Origin of the sequence: Pseudomonas sp. FeS53a (assembly GCF_000931385.1) — a bacterium.
Classification (GTDB): Bacteria; Pseudomonadota; Gammaproteobacteria; order Pseudomonadales; family Pseudomonadaceae; genus Metapseudomonas; species Metapseudomonas otitidis.
In genome coordinates this window covers 1-16411 of sequence record NZ_JYFT01000039.1, presented here as the reverse complement: position 1 = coordinate 16411, position 16411 = coordinate 1, and the positions used below count along the sequence as shown (strand labels likewise).

At 67.0% G+C, this 16411-nt stretch carries 15 protein-coding genes; 6 read left to right on the top strand and 9 right to left on the bottom strand.

Features of this window, described 5'->3' with window-relative positions:
• Positions 1–192: 192 nt before the first annotated feature.
• Entirely contained in the window at positions 193–1614 is a 1422-nt protein-coding gene (gene zwf, locus SZ55_RS11615; protein WP_222902168.1) for a glucose-6-phosphate dehydrogenase, read from the bottom strand.
• A gap of 174 nt (positions 1615–1788) precedes the next feature.
• On the opposite strand from zwf, the gene hexR reads away from it, so the two are divergent.
• Complete coding sequence (hexR, locus tag SZ55_RS11610; RefSeq protein WP_044405761.1) at positions 1789–2655, top strand: transcriptional regulator HexR; 867 nt, start codon at positions 1789–1791, stop codon at positions 2653–2655.
• Between the two features lie 195 nt (positions 2656–2850).
• Here hexR and SZ55_RS11605 read toward each other — a convergent pair whose 3' ends face one another.
• The 3 genes from SZ55_RS11605 to SZ55_RS11595 form a co-directional block, all read right to left on the bottom strand.
• Entirely contained in the window at positions 2851–5292 is a 2442-nt protein-coding gene (locus SZ55_RS11605) for a TonB-dependent siderophore receptor (protein ID WP_052807584.1), read from the bottom strand.
• A 95-nt stretch (positions 5293–5387) separates the two neighbouring features.
• Positions 5388–6338, bottom strand: coding sequence for a FecR domain-containing protein (locus SZ55_RS11600; protein ID WP_044405759.1), 951 nt, complete (start codon positions 6336–6338; stop codon positions 5388–5390).
• Positions 6335–6853, bottom strand: a complete 519-nt coding sequence (locus tag SZ55_RS11595) for a sigma-70 family RNA polymerase sigma factor (protein ID WP_044405757.1) — start codon at positions 6851–6853, stop codon at positions 6335–6337. The genes SZ55_RS11600 and SZ55_RS11595 overlap by 4 nt, the downstream gene beginning before the upstream one ends.
• A 185-nt stretch (positions 6854–7038) precedes the next feature.
• Here SZ55_RS11595 and SZ55_RS27395 point away from each other — a divergent pair, with 185 nt between their 5' ends.
• A complete protein-coding gene (locus tag SZ55_RS27395; protein WP_082078215.1) occupies positions 7039–7263 on the top strand; it encodes a PA3496 family putative envelope integrity protein in 225 nt (74 codons plus the stop codon).
• Here SZ55_RS27395 and SZ55_RS11590 read toward each other — a convergent pair.
• A complete protein-coding gene (locus SZ55_RS11590) occupies positions 7205–8152 on the bottom strand; it encodes a LysR family transcriptional regulator (protein ID WP_107331003.1) in 948 nt (315 codons plus the stop codon). The two genes, SZ55_RS27395 and SZ55_RS11590, sit on opposite strands and share 59 nt — an antisense overlap.
• A gap of 204 nt (positions 8153–8356) precedes the next feature.
• Here SZ55_RS11590 and SZ55_RS11585 point away from each other — a divergent pair, with 204 nt between their 5' ends.
• The 3 genes from SZ55_RS11585 (at position 8357) to SZ55_RS11575 (ending at position 12575) form a co-directional block, all read left to right on the top strand.
• Positions 8357–9772 (top strand): acetyl-CoA carboxylase biotin carboxylase subunit, encoded by a 1416-nt coding sequence (locus SZ55_RS11585; RefSeq protein WP_044405753.1) that lies wholly within the window; start codon positions 8357–8359, stop codon positions 9770–9772.
• 16 nt (positions 9773–9788) lie between these two features.
• Complete coding sequence (gene oadA, locus SZ55_RS11580; protein WP_044405751.1) at positions 9789–11594, top strand: sodium-extruding oxaloacetate decarboxylase subunit alpha; 1806 nt, start codon at positions 9789–9791, stop codon at positions 11592–11594.
• Between the two features lie 540 nt (positions 11595–12134).
• Entirely contained in the window at positions 12135–12575 is a 441-nt protein-coding gene (locus SZ55_RS11575; RefSeq protein ID WP_044405749.1) for a CBS domain-containing protein, read from the top strand.
• Between the two features lie 6 nt (positions 12576–12581).
• Here SZ55_RS11575 and SZ55_RS11570 read toward each other — a convergent pair whose 3' ends face one another.
• The 4 genes from SZ55_RS11570 to purE form a co-directional block, all read right to left on the bottom strand.
• Positions 12582–13118 (bottom strand): DUF3299 domain-containing protein, encoded by a 537-nt coding sequence (locus SZ55_RS11570; RefSeq protein ID WP_044405747.1) that lies wholly within the window; start codon positions 13116–13118, stop codon positions 12582–12584.
• Between the two features lie 65 nt (positions 13119–13183).
• Positions 13184–13429, bottom strand: a complete 246-nt coding sequence (locus tag SZ55_RS11565) for a GlsB/YeaQ/YmgE family stress response membrane protein (protein WP_044405746.1) — start codon at positions 13427–13429, stop codon at positions 13184–13186.
• Positions 13430–13511: 82 nt separating this feature from the next.
• Positions 13512–14594 carry a 5-(carboxyamino)imidazole ribonucleotide synthase gene (locus tag SZ55_RS11560; RefSeq protein ID WP_044405745.1) on the bottom strand — a complete coding sequence of 361 codons (1083 nt, stop codon included), beginning with the start codon at positions 14592–14594 and terminating at the stop codon, positions 13512–13514.
• A gap of 3 nt (positions 14595–14597) precedes the next feature.
• Positions 14598–15089, bottom strand: coding sequence for a 5-(carboxyamino)imidazole ribonucleotide mutase (gene purE / locus SZ55_RS11555; protein ID WP_044405744.1), 492 nt, complete (start codon positions 15087–15089; stop codon positions 14598–14600).
• 246 nt (positions 15090–15335) lie between these two features.
• Here purE and adhP point away from each other — a divergent pair, with 246 nt between their 5' ends.
• A complete protein-coding gene (gene adhP / locus SZ55_RS11550) occupies positions 15336–16358 on the top strand; it encodes an alcohol dehydrogenase AdhP (RefSeq protein WP_044405743.1) in 1023 nt (340 codons plus the stop codon).
• Positions 16359–16411: the final 53 nt, after the last annotated feature.

The window sequence follows — 16411 nt, the reverse complement described above, 5'->3', positions numbered from 1 at the left end:
AACGCCGTGACCGATCGATGCGGTTCGCCGAGCTCACCGCATCCTACGGGCCTGCTCGACTCGTAGGATGGGCTGAGCGGTGCGAAGCCCATCGTTGGGGTGGGGCCCGCTACACCGGTCCATCAGCGGAGCCAGGCCAAGCCCAGCCGGTGACGTCCAGCCTAGGCAGCGGTCTGGCCTTTGAGGCGCGGCTCAGTCATTCCAGGCCCGCCCCTGCAGCTCCAGCAGGCTGTGGGCCTGCTCCGGGCCGCTGGAACCGGCGGGGTAGCTGCGGGGGCTCTGGTAGTGCTCGTGCCAGCCTTCGAGGATCGGGTCGACCCAGCGCCAGGCGGCCTCCACCTCGTCGCGGCGCATGAACAGCGTCGAGTCACCCTCGATCACGTCCAGCAGCAGCCGCTCGTAGGCATCCCAGCGCCGCTGGCTGAAGGCCTGGGCCAGGTTCAGGTCCAGCTCCACCGGTTCCAGGCGCATGCCCTTGCCGGGGTTCTTGGCCATGAGTTGTAGGCTGATGCGCTCCTCCGGCTGCAGGCGGATCAGCAGGCGGTTGGCCTCGCCGCCGTTGAACAGGCGGTGGGGCACCGGCTTGAACTGGATGACGATCTCCGAGTACTTGCGCGCCAGGCGCTTGCCGGTGCGCAGGTAGAAGGGCACGCCGGCCCAGCGCCAGTTGTCGATCTCCACCTGCAGGGCGACGAAGGTCTCGGTGTCGCTGTCGTTGTCGACGTTCTTCTCGAAGTAGTAGGCCGGCACTTCCTGGCCGCCGATCTTGCCGGCGCTGTACTGGCCGCGCACGGTCTTGTCCTGCACGTCGAGCCCGGAGATGGGCTTGAGCGCTTCGAGGATCTTCACCTTCTCGTTGCGCACCGCCTCGGCGTCGAAGCGTACCGGCGCCTCCATCGCCACCAGGCAGAGCAGCTGCAGCAGGTGGTTCTGCACCATGTCGCGCATGGCGCCGGCCTGGTCGTAGTAGCTGCCACGGTTCTCCACGCCCAGGGTCTCGCACACGCTGATCTGCACGTGGTCGATGTGACCGGCGCGCCAGATCGGCTCGAACAGGGCATTGGCGAAGCGCAGCGCCATGAGGTTCTGCACCGTCTCCTTGCCCAGGTAGTGATCGATGCGGAACACCTGGGATTCGCTGAACACCTTGCCGATGGCGGCGTTGATCGCACGGGCCGACTCCAGGGAATGGCCGATGGGCTTCTCCAGCACGATGCGGTCGTCCGGCCCGCCGAGCCCGGCGATCTGCAGGTGCCGGGCGATGTCCTCGAACAGGCGCGGGGCGATGGCCAGGTAGTGGACGCGGGTGCGCCCCTCCAGCGGGCCGAGGTGGCGCGCCAGGCGGCCGAAGTCGGCGCTCTGGGACACGTCCATGGCGAAGTAGTCCAGCCGCTCGGCGAACCCGGCCCAGGCCTGCTCGGTGAACTCGGCACGGGCCACCTGGGCGCGGCAATGGCGCTCGGCCAGGGCGCGGTAGCGGTCGATGTCCAGGGGATTGCGGGCAATGGCGAGGATGCGCAGCTGCGGATGCAGCCGGCCGTCGCGATGCAGGTGATAGAGCGCCGGCAGCAGCTTGTGAAGCGCCAGATCGCCGGTGCCGCCAAAGACCAACATGTCGCAAGGCTGGGTCACGTGTGCACTCCTGCGTGGTTTGCCTGGGCGGGGAAGCGGGTCATGTAGTATAACTACACGGTCACTACAGCCTGACCGTCGCCGATCATAACCGAGTTGCCCGGCCGAATAGATCGCGACCTGCGGCGTACTTCCCCACTTCGAAGAGCCTGCCCAGTGAATCTGCTGCAACATATCGCCCAATCGCGCCATCTGCTGCGCAAGTCGGAATTGAAAGTCGCCGATCACGTCCTGCTCGACCCCGCCGCCGTCATGCACAGCTCCATGGCCGACCTGGCGCAGAGCGTCGGGGTCAGCGAGCCCACCATCGTGCGCTTCTGCCGTGCCATCGGGTGTGGCGGCTTCCAGGACCTCAAGCTGAAGCTGGCGCAGAGCCTGGCGGCGGGCGCCAGCTTCGGCCAGTTCGCCATCCACGAGAACGACTCGGTGGCGGACTTCAGCCTGAAGATCTTCGACACCACCCTGCACACCCTGATGGACGTGCGCGAGAAGCTCGACCCGCAGGCCCTGCAGGCCGCCATCGCCGCCTGCGCCCAGGCCCAGCGCGTGGAGTTCTACGGCTTCGGCGCCTCCGGTGCGGTGGCGGCCGATGCCCAGCACAAGTTCTTCCGCCTGCTGCTGACCGCCGCGGCCTATTCCGACCCGCACATGCAGGCGATGTCGGCGGTGACCCTCAAGCCCACCGACGTGGCCATCTGCATCTCCCAGTCGGGCCGCTCCAAGGACCTGCTGATCACCGCCAACCTGGTCCGCGAGACCGGCGCCACGCTGATCACCCTGTGCCCGAGCCAGACCCCGCTGGCGGACCTGGCCACCGTCAACCTGGCCATCGACGTGCAGGAAGACACCGAGATCTACACCCCGCTGACCTCGCGTATCGCCCACCTGGTGGTGATCGACGTGCTGGCCATGGGCGTGGCCATGGCCCGTGGCCCGAGCCTGGTCAACCACCTCAAGAGCGTGAAGCGCAGCCTGCGCAGCCTGCGTCTGTCGCCGAAGTCGATCAAGAACGCCGAGGACTGAGCAGTCCGCTGAAAGCGACCGGCTAGAGCGTGCGGATCGAGGTGCGGATGGCCCGCGCGCACTCGATCACCGCCGGCGCCAGGCGGCGCTCGGCTTCCTCCTGTGTCCAGCGACTGGTGGGCGCCACCACATGCACCGAGGCCACCGGGCGGCCAGCATGGACTGCTGGACGCCCTGTTCTAGCGGCAGTACAGCTTACCAGTCGTAGGTGACTTCAAGGCTCGCCGTGCGCTCCTGGCCGTAGTAGCAGCCGAAGGCATAGTTGCAGTCCGACACATAGTCGCGGTCGAAGAGGTTCTGCACGTTCAGGCTGGCCTGCAGGCCCTTGAGGTCAGCCGACAGTTCCCCCAGCTGGTAGCGCAGGGTGGTGTCGTAGACGACATAGGCGGGGGTGCTGAAGCTGTTGGCCGCGTCGCCGGGCTTGCGTCCGGTGTAACGGGCACCCGCTCCCCAGGTGACACCGGGCAGCCCGACCAGGTGGTAATCCACCCAGGCAGCGGCGGATACGGGCGCCTGGGCCTCGCTGCGGTTTCCTTCGTTGCCGTAGGTGTCGCGGGTGTAGAAGGCGTCGAGGTAGCTGCCGGAGAGCATGACATCGAAGCGCCCGAGGCGCGCCTTGGCCTCCAGCTCCGCACCCCGCGTGCGCATTTGCCCGGACTGGATCTCGTACTGGGGATAGTCGACATCGCCGGTCCGCACGTTCTTCTGGGTGATCTCGAAGACCGATGCGGTCAGCAGCAGGTCCTCGTGGGGCTGGTACTTCACGCCCGCCTCGTACTGGATGCCCTCGATGGGCTCGAACGCCTTGCCACCCCGCTCCGGCGCGCCCGTCCCGACGGTGGGCATGAAGGACTCGGAATAGCTGATGTAAGGCGCCAGGCCGAATGCGGTCAGGTAGGTCAGCCCGGCCCGTGCGGTGAACCGGTTGTCTCGCTGCGTCGTCTCGGTACGCGCCAGCAGGTCCTTGTTCTCAACCTCCGCCCAATCCTGGCGACCGCCAAGAGTCAGCAACCAATTGCCCAGGCGCAGTTGGTCCTGCAGGTAGAGACCGGTCTGGCGGACCGTGTTGTCCCAGCGGGTATCCAACTGCGGGGTGACGCTGCTGGTGTCGTAGTTGTTGCGGCCGTACAGGTCGATGGGCAGCACGCTGTAGGCGTTGTAGCCCTGGTACTTGCGGTTGAAGTCGCGGTAGTCCACGCCCACCAGCGTGGTGTGCTGCACGGGCCCGGTGTCGAAGCTGTAGGTCAGGTTGTTGTCGAGGGTGTAGGTGGTGTTGTGCTGGCGCCAATCCAACTTCACGCGGTTGGCCCGCGTGTAGTCGGTCTGGCCGAGTCCGTCGACGACGAACCCCCGCAGGTAGAAGCCCTTGTAGCGGTCACGGACATCGATGTAGCGCGCTGTGGAACGGAACTTCAGGTCATCGTCGAAACGGTGCTCGAAGTCGTAGCCGAGGACGTACTGGTCGCGCTGGTAGTCGTTGTAGTTCGAGTCTCCGGAGAAGAAGTCGCGGTCGATCCGCTGCCCATTCGGCCCCCGGACCAGGCTGCCGATCCTGGGCAGGGCCTGGTAGTCCGCCTTGCCATCGTCCCGCTGCACCTGCGCCAGGAAGGTCAGGTCGGTGTCATCCGACACCGCCCAGCTGAAGCTCGGCGCCAGCAGCAGACGGCCATTGCGGGTGTGATCGACCTGGCCATTGCCCTTGCGCGCCAGGGCCACCAGCCGGTAGGCCAGGTCCTGCTCGGTATCCAGTACACCCTGGGTGTCCAGCGCACCATTGACCCGATGGTCGTCGCCCAGGCCGAACTTGACCTGGTTGCGTGTTTCCCCGGTAGGCCGCTTGGACACGAGGTTGACCAGGCCACCCGGCTGGTTCTGCCCGTAGAGCACGGACGCCGGCCCCTTGAGGACCTCGGCCCGCTCCAGCGTGTAGGGGTCGATCTGCGGGGCGCCGCCCAGGCTGCCGGCATACGGGAGGTAGGCTCCATCCAGGTAAAGCGCTGCCGGCGCGAATCCGCGACTGGTGATTTCGTCGGCAATCACGTTGCGATCGGTGAAACCGTTCACCCCGATACCCGGCGTATAGCGCAGGGCCTGGGTGAGGTCCTGCGCGCCCTGGGCCTGCATCTGGTCGGCGGTGACCACATTGATGCTCTGCGGAACCTCCAGCAACGACGCGTCGGTCTTGGTTCCGGTGGCGCTGCGCGTGGCGATGTAGCCGACCACGGGGCCATAGGCCGACTCGCTTGCGGTGCTGGCGACGGTGGTGGGCGCCAGTTGCAGGCCAGCCTCGTCGCCCACCGGCTGCACTCCATAGAGCCCCTCACCCTCGCGAACAGCACGCAAACCGCTGCCATGCAGCAAAGCCTCCAACCCGGCTTCGATGCCGGTGTCACCGTTCAGGCCTGGGCTGGAACGCCCCTGGACCAGGGCCGGGTCGATCGGCAGTGTGATCCCGGCCTGCACGGCGAACTCGACCAGCGCCGTCCCCAGGGAACCGGCCGGTACGGCAAAGTGACGGACCCCATCCGCAGCATTGAGCGGAAGGGCGACGGCCGCCGTGCTGGTGGCCAGCACGAGAGCCAGGCAGCGGACCCGCTGGGCCAGTGGGTGGAGGGAGAAAAGAGTGGCGGGCTGCATCAGGGTGTCCCCGTGTTGTGGTTGGCAGTGTCGAGGAAGGGACACGCCAACCGCGAAAACACGACAACAATTCTCATTAGCGCGTATGCAGCGCCTCAGGCACGGGGAGCCAGCGTCACCCAGTATCGGGTCCGGTAGTGGATATCCACAGGCAAGGTACGCGCCAGGGATTCCAGCACCTGGTCCGTATCGGCCAACTGGAAGGCACCGGAGATGCGCAGCCCGGCGACGGCAGGGTCACAGCGCAGCACACCGGGTCGGTAGCGTCCCAGCTCCTCGATGAATACCCCCAGGGTGAGCCCTTCGGCCCGCAGCACACCACGCACCCAGTCGTCCGTTCCGGGCTGCAACGGCCTCACCTCGCCCATCCGCAGATCGTCGAACTCACTCTGGTAGCCCGCCCCCAGCAGAGTGGCCGAAGGGGCACCGACGGGCTTCAGCTCGACGGCGCCCGACTGCACTGCCACCTGGGTGAGCCCCTCGCGTTGTCGCACGGTGAAGCGCGTCCCCACCGGTCGCACCAGGCCCTCTCGGGTCTGCACCCAGAACGGTCGGCCAGACGCGTCCACGGCGGTGGACACCTGGATTTCACCAGCGTGCAGGCGCAGCAGGCGTCGCTGCTCATCGAACGCCAGATCAAGGGCACTGGCGGTGTTGAGGACGACCTGGGTGCCATCGGGCAGTTGGATCTCGCGTCGCTCGCCGACTGCCGTACGCTCGTCTGCCACCCAGCTGCGCCAGGGCGTTGTCCGATAGCCGATGACCCCGCAGGGCGCGGCGAGGGCAGCCAGGGCCAGCAGCTTCAGCAATGCTCGGCGATCCGCTGTCGCCGGCCGCCCCAGGGCCTGTCCGGCAATGGCAGGCGGAATGCCTTGTAGCCGCTGATGAAACTGCTCGGCAATCTGCCAGGCGCGTTCGTGCGCCTCATGGCTGGCCCGCCAGCGGGCGCACTCGGCGTGCACCGCCTCACTGGCCCCGGCCTGCAGGCGAACGAACCAGCGCGCCGCCTCCCGGGCAATCCTCCGTTCGATGGGACCTGCGCTCACAACAAATCCCCTGCAATCACGATGCACTCTTCATACGCCTGGGCGAGATAGCGCTGCACGGAGCGCACATGCACACCCAGGCGCTGGGCGATTTCCTCCTGGGTGCAACCTTCGAGCTGGGACAGCAGGAAGGCCTCACGGGCTTTTGCAGACAACCGCTGAAGCACCTGGTCGACCTCCTGCAAGGCCTCCAGCAGGAGCGCCTGCTGCTCCAGGGACGGCACCGCAGGCTCGGGCAACTCCGCCAGGGCATCGAGGTAGGCGCGTTCCAGCGACTTGCGCCGGTAGAAGTTGATCAGCAGGCGATTGGCCACGGTCGCCAGGTAGGCTCGCGGGGCCTCGATCGATTGCGGTCGGGCCACCAGCAGGCGAAGGAAGCTGTCCTGGGTCAGGTCGGCAGCATCGGCACCATTGCCCAGGCGTTTGCGCAGCCAGTTGAGCAGCCAGCCATGGTGTTCACGGTAAAGCTGCTGCAGCGGATCACCGGAGCAGCTCTGGTGGGGGGCGACTGGCATGGAGGACTTCCCTGGCGACATGCGCCTGACCGACATCAAAATGAGAAAAAGTCTCATTCTATGTAGGGCCCCAGCAGCGAGCAATCACCCATCGGCGTCACGGGATGTTCAACGGCACGTCTTCAAACGGTCACCTGCTGCGCAAATGCTGGGAGCTCCGACAACGGAGCCCCTGGAGACCCGACATGACTCATCCCCATGACGTGCGTTCGGACGCCCCCGTCCTCGACAGCAAGACCCGCCGCAAACTCGAAGACCAGCGCCGGATGCGTTTCCGCCGCGCCATCGAGGCCCACGCCGAAGAACGGCGCCTGAAGGCCGAAATCGACGATTATCCCGACCTGATCGCCATCAACTACCTGTTGTCGACAACGGCAAAGCGCCGTCGAACCGCTGCGAAAGCGTGCTGATCTGGGCGCGTTCTTCGCGGATGTAGCTGATGAAGGCCTGGGCAACCGGTGACAGCCGCTTGCCCTTGGCATGCACCACGCACCAGCTGCGGTAGAGCGGCAGTTCCTCCACCGGCAGTTCCCGCAGCAACCCCGTGGCCAGCTCCAGGCTGACCGCATGACGGGGCAGCAGGCCGATGCCCAGGCCCGCCACCACGCACTCGCGCAACGCATCCAGGGAGGTGACTTCCTGGGTGTGGGCGAAGTGCGCGCGCTTCTGCTGGAAGTACTCCTCGCAGGCCTTGCGGGTGCCGGAGCCGGCCTCGCGCACCAGCAGCGGGAAGGGCTCCAGGTCCTTGAGGGTCAGGCTGCGGGCGTGACACAGCGGGTGGTCCGGCGGGGCCACGGCGATGATCGGGTTGTTCAGGAACGGCAGGAACTCCAGGGCCATGTCCTGGGGCACCAGGGACATGATCACCAGGTCGTCGCGGTTGTCCGCCAGGCGCTTGATCGCCTGGGCGCGGTTGACCACCGTGAGGTGCAGGCTGACGTCCGGGTGCTGCTGGCGGAAGGCGGCGAACAGGTGGGGCACGAAGTACTTGGCGCTGGACTCCACCGCCAGGTTGAGCTGCCCCTGCAGCGAGCCCTGCAGGTCGGAGAGCTGCATGTCGAGGCTCTCCAGCCGCTGGAAAATGTCGCCGCTGGCCACGTACAACGCCTCGGCGGCATCGGTCTGGTAGAGCTTCTTGCCCACGTATTCGAACAGCGGCTGGCCCACCAGCTCTTCCAGCTGGCGGATCTGCAGGCTCACCGCCGGCTGGGTCAGCGCCATCTCCTCCGCCGCGCGGCTGTAGGAGCGGCTCTCGTACACGGCACGGAACACCTGAAGCTGGCGCAACGTCATGCGCAGCAGGGTCTTGCGCATCATGGACCTCGATAAATCGGGGGGTGCGGCGCCGGACTATAAGGCCTTCCTAATGGATATCCCAATAATTATTGATTTTGGTTATTCACAAACTTCGATTTAGGTTAGATACGCGACCGTCCAGCCTGGCTCGGTCACTCGCCGACCGGCCTACGCCGTTCGCCTGCCCACTTGGTCGAGGGAACACTCGTGATCAAGAAAATCCTCATCGCCAACCGGGGTGAGATCGCTGTCCGCATCGTGCGCGCCTGCGCCGAGATGGGCATCCGCTCGGTGGCCATCTACTCCGAGGCTGATCGCCATGCGCTGCACGTGAAGCGCGCTGACGAGGCCCACAGCATCGGTGAAGACCCGCTGGCCGGTTACCTGAATCCGCGCAAGCTGGTGAACCTGGCCGTGGAGACCGGCTGCGACGCCCTGCACCCCGGCTACGGCTTCCTCTCGGAGAACGCCGAGCTGGCGGAGATCTGCGCCGAGCGCGGGATCAAGTTCATCGGCCCGTCCGCCGAGGTCATCCGCCGCATGGGCGACAAGACCGAGGCGCGCCGCAGCATGATCAAGGCCGGCGTACCGGTCACCCCCGGCACCGAGGGCAACGTCGCCGACCTGGCCGAGGCCCTGCGCGAAGGCGACCGCATCGGCTACCCGGTGATGCTCAAGGCCACCTCCGGCGGCGGCGGCCGCGGCATCCGTCGCTGCAACAGCCGCGAGGAACTGGAGCAGGCCTACCCCCGGGTGATCTCCGAGGCCACCAAGGCCTTCGGCTCGGCGGAAGTGTTCCTGGAGAAGTGCATCGTCAACCCGAAGCACATCGAAGCCCAGGTGCTGGCCGACTCCTTCGGCAACACCGTGCACCTGTTCGAGCGTGACTGCTCGATCCAGCGCCGCAACCAGAAGCTCATCGAGATCGCCCCCAGCCCGCAGCTCACCCCCGAGCAACGCGCCTATATCGGCGACCTGGCCGTGCGCGCGGCCAAGGCCGTGGGCTACGAGAACGCCGGCACCGTGGAGTTCCTGCTCGCCGAGGGCGAGGTGTACTTCATGGAGATGAACACCCGGGTGCAGGTGGAGCACACCATCACCGAGGAAATCACCGGCATCGACATCGTCCGCGAGCAGATCCGCGTCGCCTCCGGGCTGGAGCTGTCGGTCAAGCAGGACGACATCATCCACCGGGGCTATGCCCTGCAGTTCCGCATCAACGCCGAGGACCCGAAGAACAACTTCCTCCCCTCCTTCGGCAAGATCACCCGCTACTACGCCCCCGGCGGCCCCGGCGTGCGCACCGACACGGCGATCTACACCGGCTACACCATCCCGCCCTACTACGACTCGATGTGCCTGAAGCTCATCGTCTGGGCGCTGACCTGGGAAGAAGCCCTCGACCGCGGCCTGCGCGCCCTCGACGACATGCGCGTGCAGGGGGTCAAGACCACCGCCGCCTACTACCAGGAGATCCTCCGCGATCCCGAGTTCCGCAGCGGCCAGTTCAACACCAGCTTCGTCGAAGCCCACCCGGAACTGACCCAGTACTCCATCAAGCGCAACCCGTCGCACCTGGCCATCGCCATCGCCACCGCCATCGCTGCCCACGCCGGCCTGTAGGGGAAGGATTCAGAACATGAGCAAAAAAGTCACCGTCACCGACACCATCCTGCGCGACGCCCACCAGTCGCTGCTGGCCACCCGCATGCGCACCGAGGACATGCTCCCGATCTGCGACAAGCTGGACAAGGTCGGCTACTGGTCCCTGGAAGTCTGGGGCGGCGCCACCTTCGACGCCTGCGTGCGCTTCCTCAAGGAAGACCCGTGGGAGCGCCTGCGCAAGCTCAAGGCCGCCCTGCCCAACACCCGCCTGCAGATGCTCCTGCGCGGGCAGAACCTGCTGGGCTACCGCCACTACAGCGACGACGTGGTCCGCGCCTTCGTGGCCAAGGCCGCCGTCAACGGCATCGACGTGTTCCGCATCTTCGACGCCATGAACGACGTGCGTAACCTGCGCGTCTCCATCGAGGCGGTGAAGGCCGCCGGCAAGCACGCCCAGGGCACCATCTGCTACACCACCAGCCCGGTGCACACCATCGACGCCTTCGTCGAGCAGGCCAAGCAGATGGCCGCCATGGGCGTGGACTCCATCGCCATCAAGGACATGGCCGGCCTGTTGACCCCCTACGCCACCGGCGACCTGGTCAAGGCCCTGAAGGATGCCCTGCCCCTGGAAGTGGCCGTGCACTCCCACGACACCGCCGGCGTGGCCAGCATGTGCCAGCTCAAGGCCGTGGAGAACGGCGCCGACCGCATCGACACCGCCATCTCCAGCATGGCCTGGGGCACTAGCCACCCCGGCACCGAGTCCATGGTCGCGGCCCTGCGCAACACCCCCTACGACACCGGCCTGGACCTGGAGCTGATCCAGGAGATCGGCCTGTACTTCCACGCCGTGCGCAAGAAGTACCACCAGTTCGAGAGCGAATTCACCGGCGTCGACACCCGCGTGCAGGTCAACCAGGTGCCCGGCGGCATGATCTCCAACCTGGCCAACCAGCTGAAGGAACAGGGCGCCCTGAACCGCATGGGCGAAGTGCTGGAAGAGATTCCGCGCGTGCGCGCCGACCTGGGCTACCCGCCCCTGGTCACCCCCACCTCGCAGATCGTCGGCACCCAGGCCTTCTTCAACGTCCTGGCCGGTGAGCGCTACAAGACCATCACCAACGAGGTGAAGCTCTACCTGCAAGGCCGCTACGGCAAGGCCGCCGGGCAGATCAACGAAGAACTGCGCCGCCAGGCCATCGGCAACGAGGAAGTCATCGACGTGCGCCCGGCCGACCTGCTCAAGCCCGAGCTGGACAAGCTGCGCGCCGAGATCGGCAGCCTGGCCAAGTCCGAGGAAGACGTGCTGACCTTCGCCATGTTCCCGGACATCGGCCGCAAGTTCCTCGAAGAGCGCGCCGCCGGCACCCTCAAGCCCGAGGAACTGCTGCCCATCCCCAACGGCCAGGGCCCGGCCCCGGTCGGCGGCGAGGGCGTACCCACCGAGTTCGTGGTGGACGTGCACGGCGAGAGCTACCGCGTGGACATCACCGGCGTGGGCGTGAAGAGCGACGGCAAGCGCCACTTCTACCTCTCCATCGACGGCATGCCGGAAGAAGTGGTGTTCGAGCCGCTGAACGAATTCATCGGCGGCGGCGGCAACAAGCGCAAGAGCGCCAGCGCACCGGGCGATGTCAGCACCACCATGCCGGGCAACATCGTCGACGTGCTGGTCAAGGAAGGCGACAGCGTCAAGGCCGGCCAGGCCGTGCTGATCACCGAAGCCATGAAGATGGAAACCGAGGTCCAGGCGCCCATCGCCGGCACCGTCAAGGCGATCCACGTCGCCAAGGGCGACCGGGTCAACCCGGGCGAGGTGCTGATCGAGATCGAATGATCCCGACCCGAAGTCCCCGTGGGGAGCCGAAAGGCTCCCTTTTTTTGCCTATGCCCAACGGTTACAGCCCGGGGACCTGGAGCCGAACATCCCTGGGCTGAAGCCCAGGCTACGGGAGCCGCACCGCGTAGGGTGGGCTTCAGCCCACCATCCGAGCCCGCCGCAACTCCGCTGGTGGATCGATGAAGCGCGATCCCCCCTACGGGTGCCGGTCATTGCGTAGGGTGGATAACGCTCTTTTTATCCACCGACCGGACTCACACCCGACACCGAAGCCTCCCCGCTGTGGCATCTACACCTACCAGCCGTAGCCCGGGCTTCAGCCCGGGGACTTGGAGTCGAATCTCCCTGGGCTGAAGCCCAGGCTACGGGAGCCGCACCGCGTAGGGTGGGCTTCAGCCCACCATCCGAGCCCGCCGCAGCACCTGGCCGGCTCATGAATTTCTCAATGGCCATCATGAAAATTCCCACTTGGCCGCCGCACCGGCTGCAGGTGCATCCTGCGCTTCCAGTCAGCGCCATCCCCAGGGAGGAGAAGCCATGAAAACCGTCGCCCAGATGCTTCACGCCAAGCCTCGCCAGCAGGTCCACACCATCGAGGCCGATGCCCCGATGCTCGAGGCCCTGCGCCTGATGGCGGAACAGAACATCGGCGCCCTGCCGGTCACCGAAGGCGGTCGCCTGGTGGGCATCGTCAGCGAGCGTGACTACGCCCGGCGCGGCGTGCTCCAGGGGCGTTCCTCGGTGGCGACGCCGGTGCGCGAGTTCATGACCGAGCCGGTGTTCACCGTCCATGCCCGGCAGAGCATCCGCGAATGCATGTCGCTGATGACCGACCGCCACATGCGCCACCTGCCGGTGGTGGAAGACGGCCAGCTGATCGGCCTGCTGTCCATCGGCGACCTGGTGAAGGAAGCCATGGCCGAGCAGGACAACCTGATCCTGCACCTGGAGCAGTACATCCGCGGCGAAGTGGCCTGAGGCCCGTCAGAGGTCCTCGTCCTGCACCACCCGCACCTCGCCGGCGTCCATCGCGTAGGCCGCGTCGGCCAGGTCGTTGCTGACCTGCTCCACCTTGAGCGTGCCGCTCACCCAGAGCGGGGTGTAGATGTCGTCCAGGGCGATGCCCTTGGGGAAGCGCACCAGCACGATCTGGTTCGGCGGCGGCGGCGGTACGTGGATGCAGGCGCCCGGGTAGGGCACGAGGAAGAACAGCGTGTTGCGCCCCTTGGCATCGGTCTCCAGCGGCACCGGGTAGCCCCCCAGGCGGATCTTCTTGCCGTTGAGCGTGGCCACCGTCTTCGCCGAATACATCACCGCCGGCAGGTCCTTGTCCTGCTGCTTCAACCCGCCCTTGTTGGTGAAGGTGCCTTCGCCTTCGGGGGTGTTGTGGCTGATGTCCGGCATCTCTTCCAGGGCCTTGCGGTCCTCCGGGGGCATCAGCTCCAGCCAATCGGTCTCGGGGAGCTGGGCGTGGGCCAGGGCGCTGCACAGCAGCAAGGGAAGCAGCAGGGTACGACGCATGGTGCGGGCTCGCGGGCGGGAAACAGGCGCTAAGACTAGCCGCGCCCGTTCCCGGTTCCCAGCCCTCAGTCTTTCTTGATAGCGCTGTAGATCATCAGCAGGACGATGGCGCCGACCACCGCACCGATGAAGCCCGCCCCCTGCCCGGCGCGGTAGATGCCCAACGCCTGGCCGCCGTAGGTGGCGGCGATGGAGCCGCCGATGCCCAGCAGGATGGTCCAGATCCAGCCCATGCTGTCATCGCCCGGTTTGAGGAAGCGTGCGACCAGGCCCACGACCAGGCCGATGAATAGCGTTCCGATGAGCCCCATGGCAGTCACTCCTGAATCCTGAATGAAAAAGGGCGTGTCCGTGGACACGCCCTTGATCAGACAGCAGCGCAGCGGCAGGGGTTCAGCCGGCGATCAGCGCCTCGACCTCGGCGATGCGCGCCTTCAGGGTCGGCAGGTCGGCGCTGCGCAGGGTGGCGTGGCCGACCTTGCGCCCGGCCTTGAAGGCCTTGCCGTAGTGGTGCAGGTGGCAGTCGCCGACGGCGATCACCTTCTCCACCGGCGGTACTTCACCGATGAAGTTGAGCATGGCGCTCTCGCCCACCTTGGCGGTGGAACCCAGCGGCAGGCCGGCAACGGCGCGCAGGTGGTTCTCGAACTGGCTGCACTCGGCGCCTTCGATGGTCCAGTGCCCGGAGTTGTGCACGCGCGGGGCGATCTCGTTGGCCTTCAGGCCGCCGTCCACTTCGAAGAACTCGAAGGCCAGCACGCCGACGTAGTCCAGCTCGCGCAGCACGCGGCCGACGTAGTCCTCGGCCAGGCCCTGCAGCGGGTGGTCGGTGCTGGCGATGGAGAGGCGCAGGATGCCGTTCTCGTGGGTGTTGTGTACCAGCGGGTAGAAGCGCGTCTCGCCGTCGCGGGCGCGCACCGCCACCAGGGACACTTCGCCGGTGAAGGGCACGAAGCCTTCGAGGATGCAGGGCACGCTGCCCAGCTCGGCGAAGGCACCGGCCACGTCTGCCGGGCTGCGCAGGACCTTCTGGCCCTTGCCGTCATAGCCCAGGGTGCGGGTCTTCATCACCGCCGGCAGGCCGATGGCGGCCACGGCGGCGTCCAGGTCCGCCTGGGACTGGATGTCGGCGAACTCGGGGGTGGGGATGCCCAGGTCCTTGAACATCGACTTCTCGAACCAGCGGTCACGGGCGATGCGCAGGGCATTGGCCGAGGGGTAGACCGGCACGAACTGGGAGAGGAAGGCCACGGTCTCGGCCGGCACGCTCTCGAACTCGAAGGTCACCAGGTCCACTTCGTCCGCCAGCTGGCGCAGGTGGTCCTGGTCGCCGTAGTCGGCGCGGATGTGCTCGCCGAGCGCCTGGGCGCAGGCGTCGGGGGCCGGGTCGAGGAAGGCGAAGTCCATGCCCAGCGGGGTGCCCGCCAGGGCCATCATGCGGCCGAGCTGGCCGCCGCCGATCACGCCGATCTTCATGGGTCAGGCCTCGCGCGGGTCCGGATTGTCGAGAACGGTGCGGGTCTGCTCCTCGCGGAAGGCCTTCAGCGCCGCGTGGTACTGCGGGTGCTGGTGGCCGAGGATGCTGGCGGCCAGCAGGGCGGCATTCACCGCACCGGCCTTGCCGATGGCCAGGGTGGCGACCGGGATGCCCGCCGGCATCTGCACGATGGAGAGCAGCGAGTCGACGCCCGAGAGCATGGACGACTGCACCGGCACGCCGAGCACCGGCAGGTGGGTCTTGGCCGCGCACATGCCCGGCAGGTGGGCGGCACCGCCGGCACCGGCGATGATCACCTGGATGCCGCGGGCCTCGGCCTCTTCGGCGTACTGGAACAGCAGGTCCGGGGTGCGGTGGGCGGAGACCACCTTCACTTCATAGGGGATGCCCAGCTTGTCCAGCATCTCGGCGGTGTGGCTGAGGGTGCTCCAATCGGACTTGGAGCCCATGATCACGCCTACCAGTGCGCTCATCGTCGTACCTCATCAAGGGTCGAAAACCAACAAGCCACGCTCAAGGGCGTGGCTTGTCTGCGATGTGGGCCGGCGTGCGCTGCCGGCCGAAGGCCGCGCAGTATACCGCAAAGGCGGGCGCGGTAATCACCTGCCTCGACCGTCCGTCACGCGGTGCCCGCCACGGGCCGTAACCTTGTCCCAGCGCAAGGTTTGTCACGCTCGGCACGGCACACTCCCAGGCTCCACAGCCAGGAGGTGAAAGCCATGAACAAGACCATGAAAGCCGCCGTCGTCCATGCCTTCGGTGAACCGTTGCGGATCGAGGAAGTGAAGGTGCCGCTGCCCGGCCCCGGCCAGATCCTGGTGAAGATCGAGGCCTCCGGCGTCTGCCACACCGACCTCCACGCCGCCGAGGGCGACTGGCCGGTGAAACCCGCCCTGCCCTTCATCCCCGGCCATGAAGGCGTCGGTTACGTCGCCGCCGTCGGCAGCGGTGTCACCCGCGTCCGCGAAGGCGACCGGGTCGGCGTGCCCTGGCTGTACACCGCCTGCGGCTGCTGCGAACACTGCCTGACCGGCTGGGAAACCCTCTGCGAAGGCCAGCAGAACACCGGCTACTCGGTGAACGGTGGCTACGCCGAATACGTGCTGGCCGACCCGAACTACGTCGGGCTGCTGCCCAAGGACGTCGAGTTCGACGAGATCGCGCCGATCCTCTGCGCCGGCGTCACCGTCTATAAAGGCCTGAAGGTCACCGGCGCCCGCCCCGGCCAGTGGGTGGCCATCTCCGGCATCGGCGGCCTCGGCCACGTGGCCGTGCAGTACGCCCGCGCCATGGGCCTGCACGTGGCGGCCATCGACGTCGACGACGCCAAGCTCGACCTGGCCCGCAAGCTCGGCGCCAGCCTGACCATCAACGCACGCAACGAGAACCCCGCCGAGGTGATCCAGCGCGACATCGGCGGCGCCCACGGCGTGCTGGTCACCGCCGTGTCCAACAGCGCCTTCGGCCAGGCCATCGGCATGGCCCGTCGCGGCGGCACCGTGGCCCTGGTGGGCCTGCCCCCGGGCGACTTCCCCACGCCGATCTTCGACGTGGTGCTCAAGGCCATCAGCATCACCGGCTCCATCGTCGGCACCCGTGCCGACCTGCAGGAAGCGCTGGACTTCGCCGGCGAAGGCCTGGTGAAGGCCACCATCCACAAGGACTCGATGGACAACATCAACGGCATCTTCGACCAGATGCGCGCCGGCAAGATCGAAGGCCGCATCGTCATCAACCCCTGACCCGCCGGGGCCGGCTCAGCCGGCCCCTCCCCCTTCCAGCGTCGCCCCCAGCC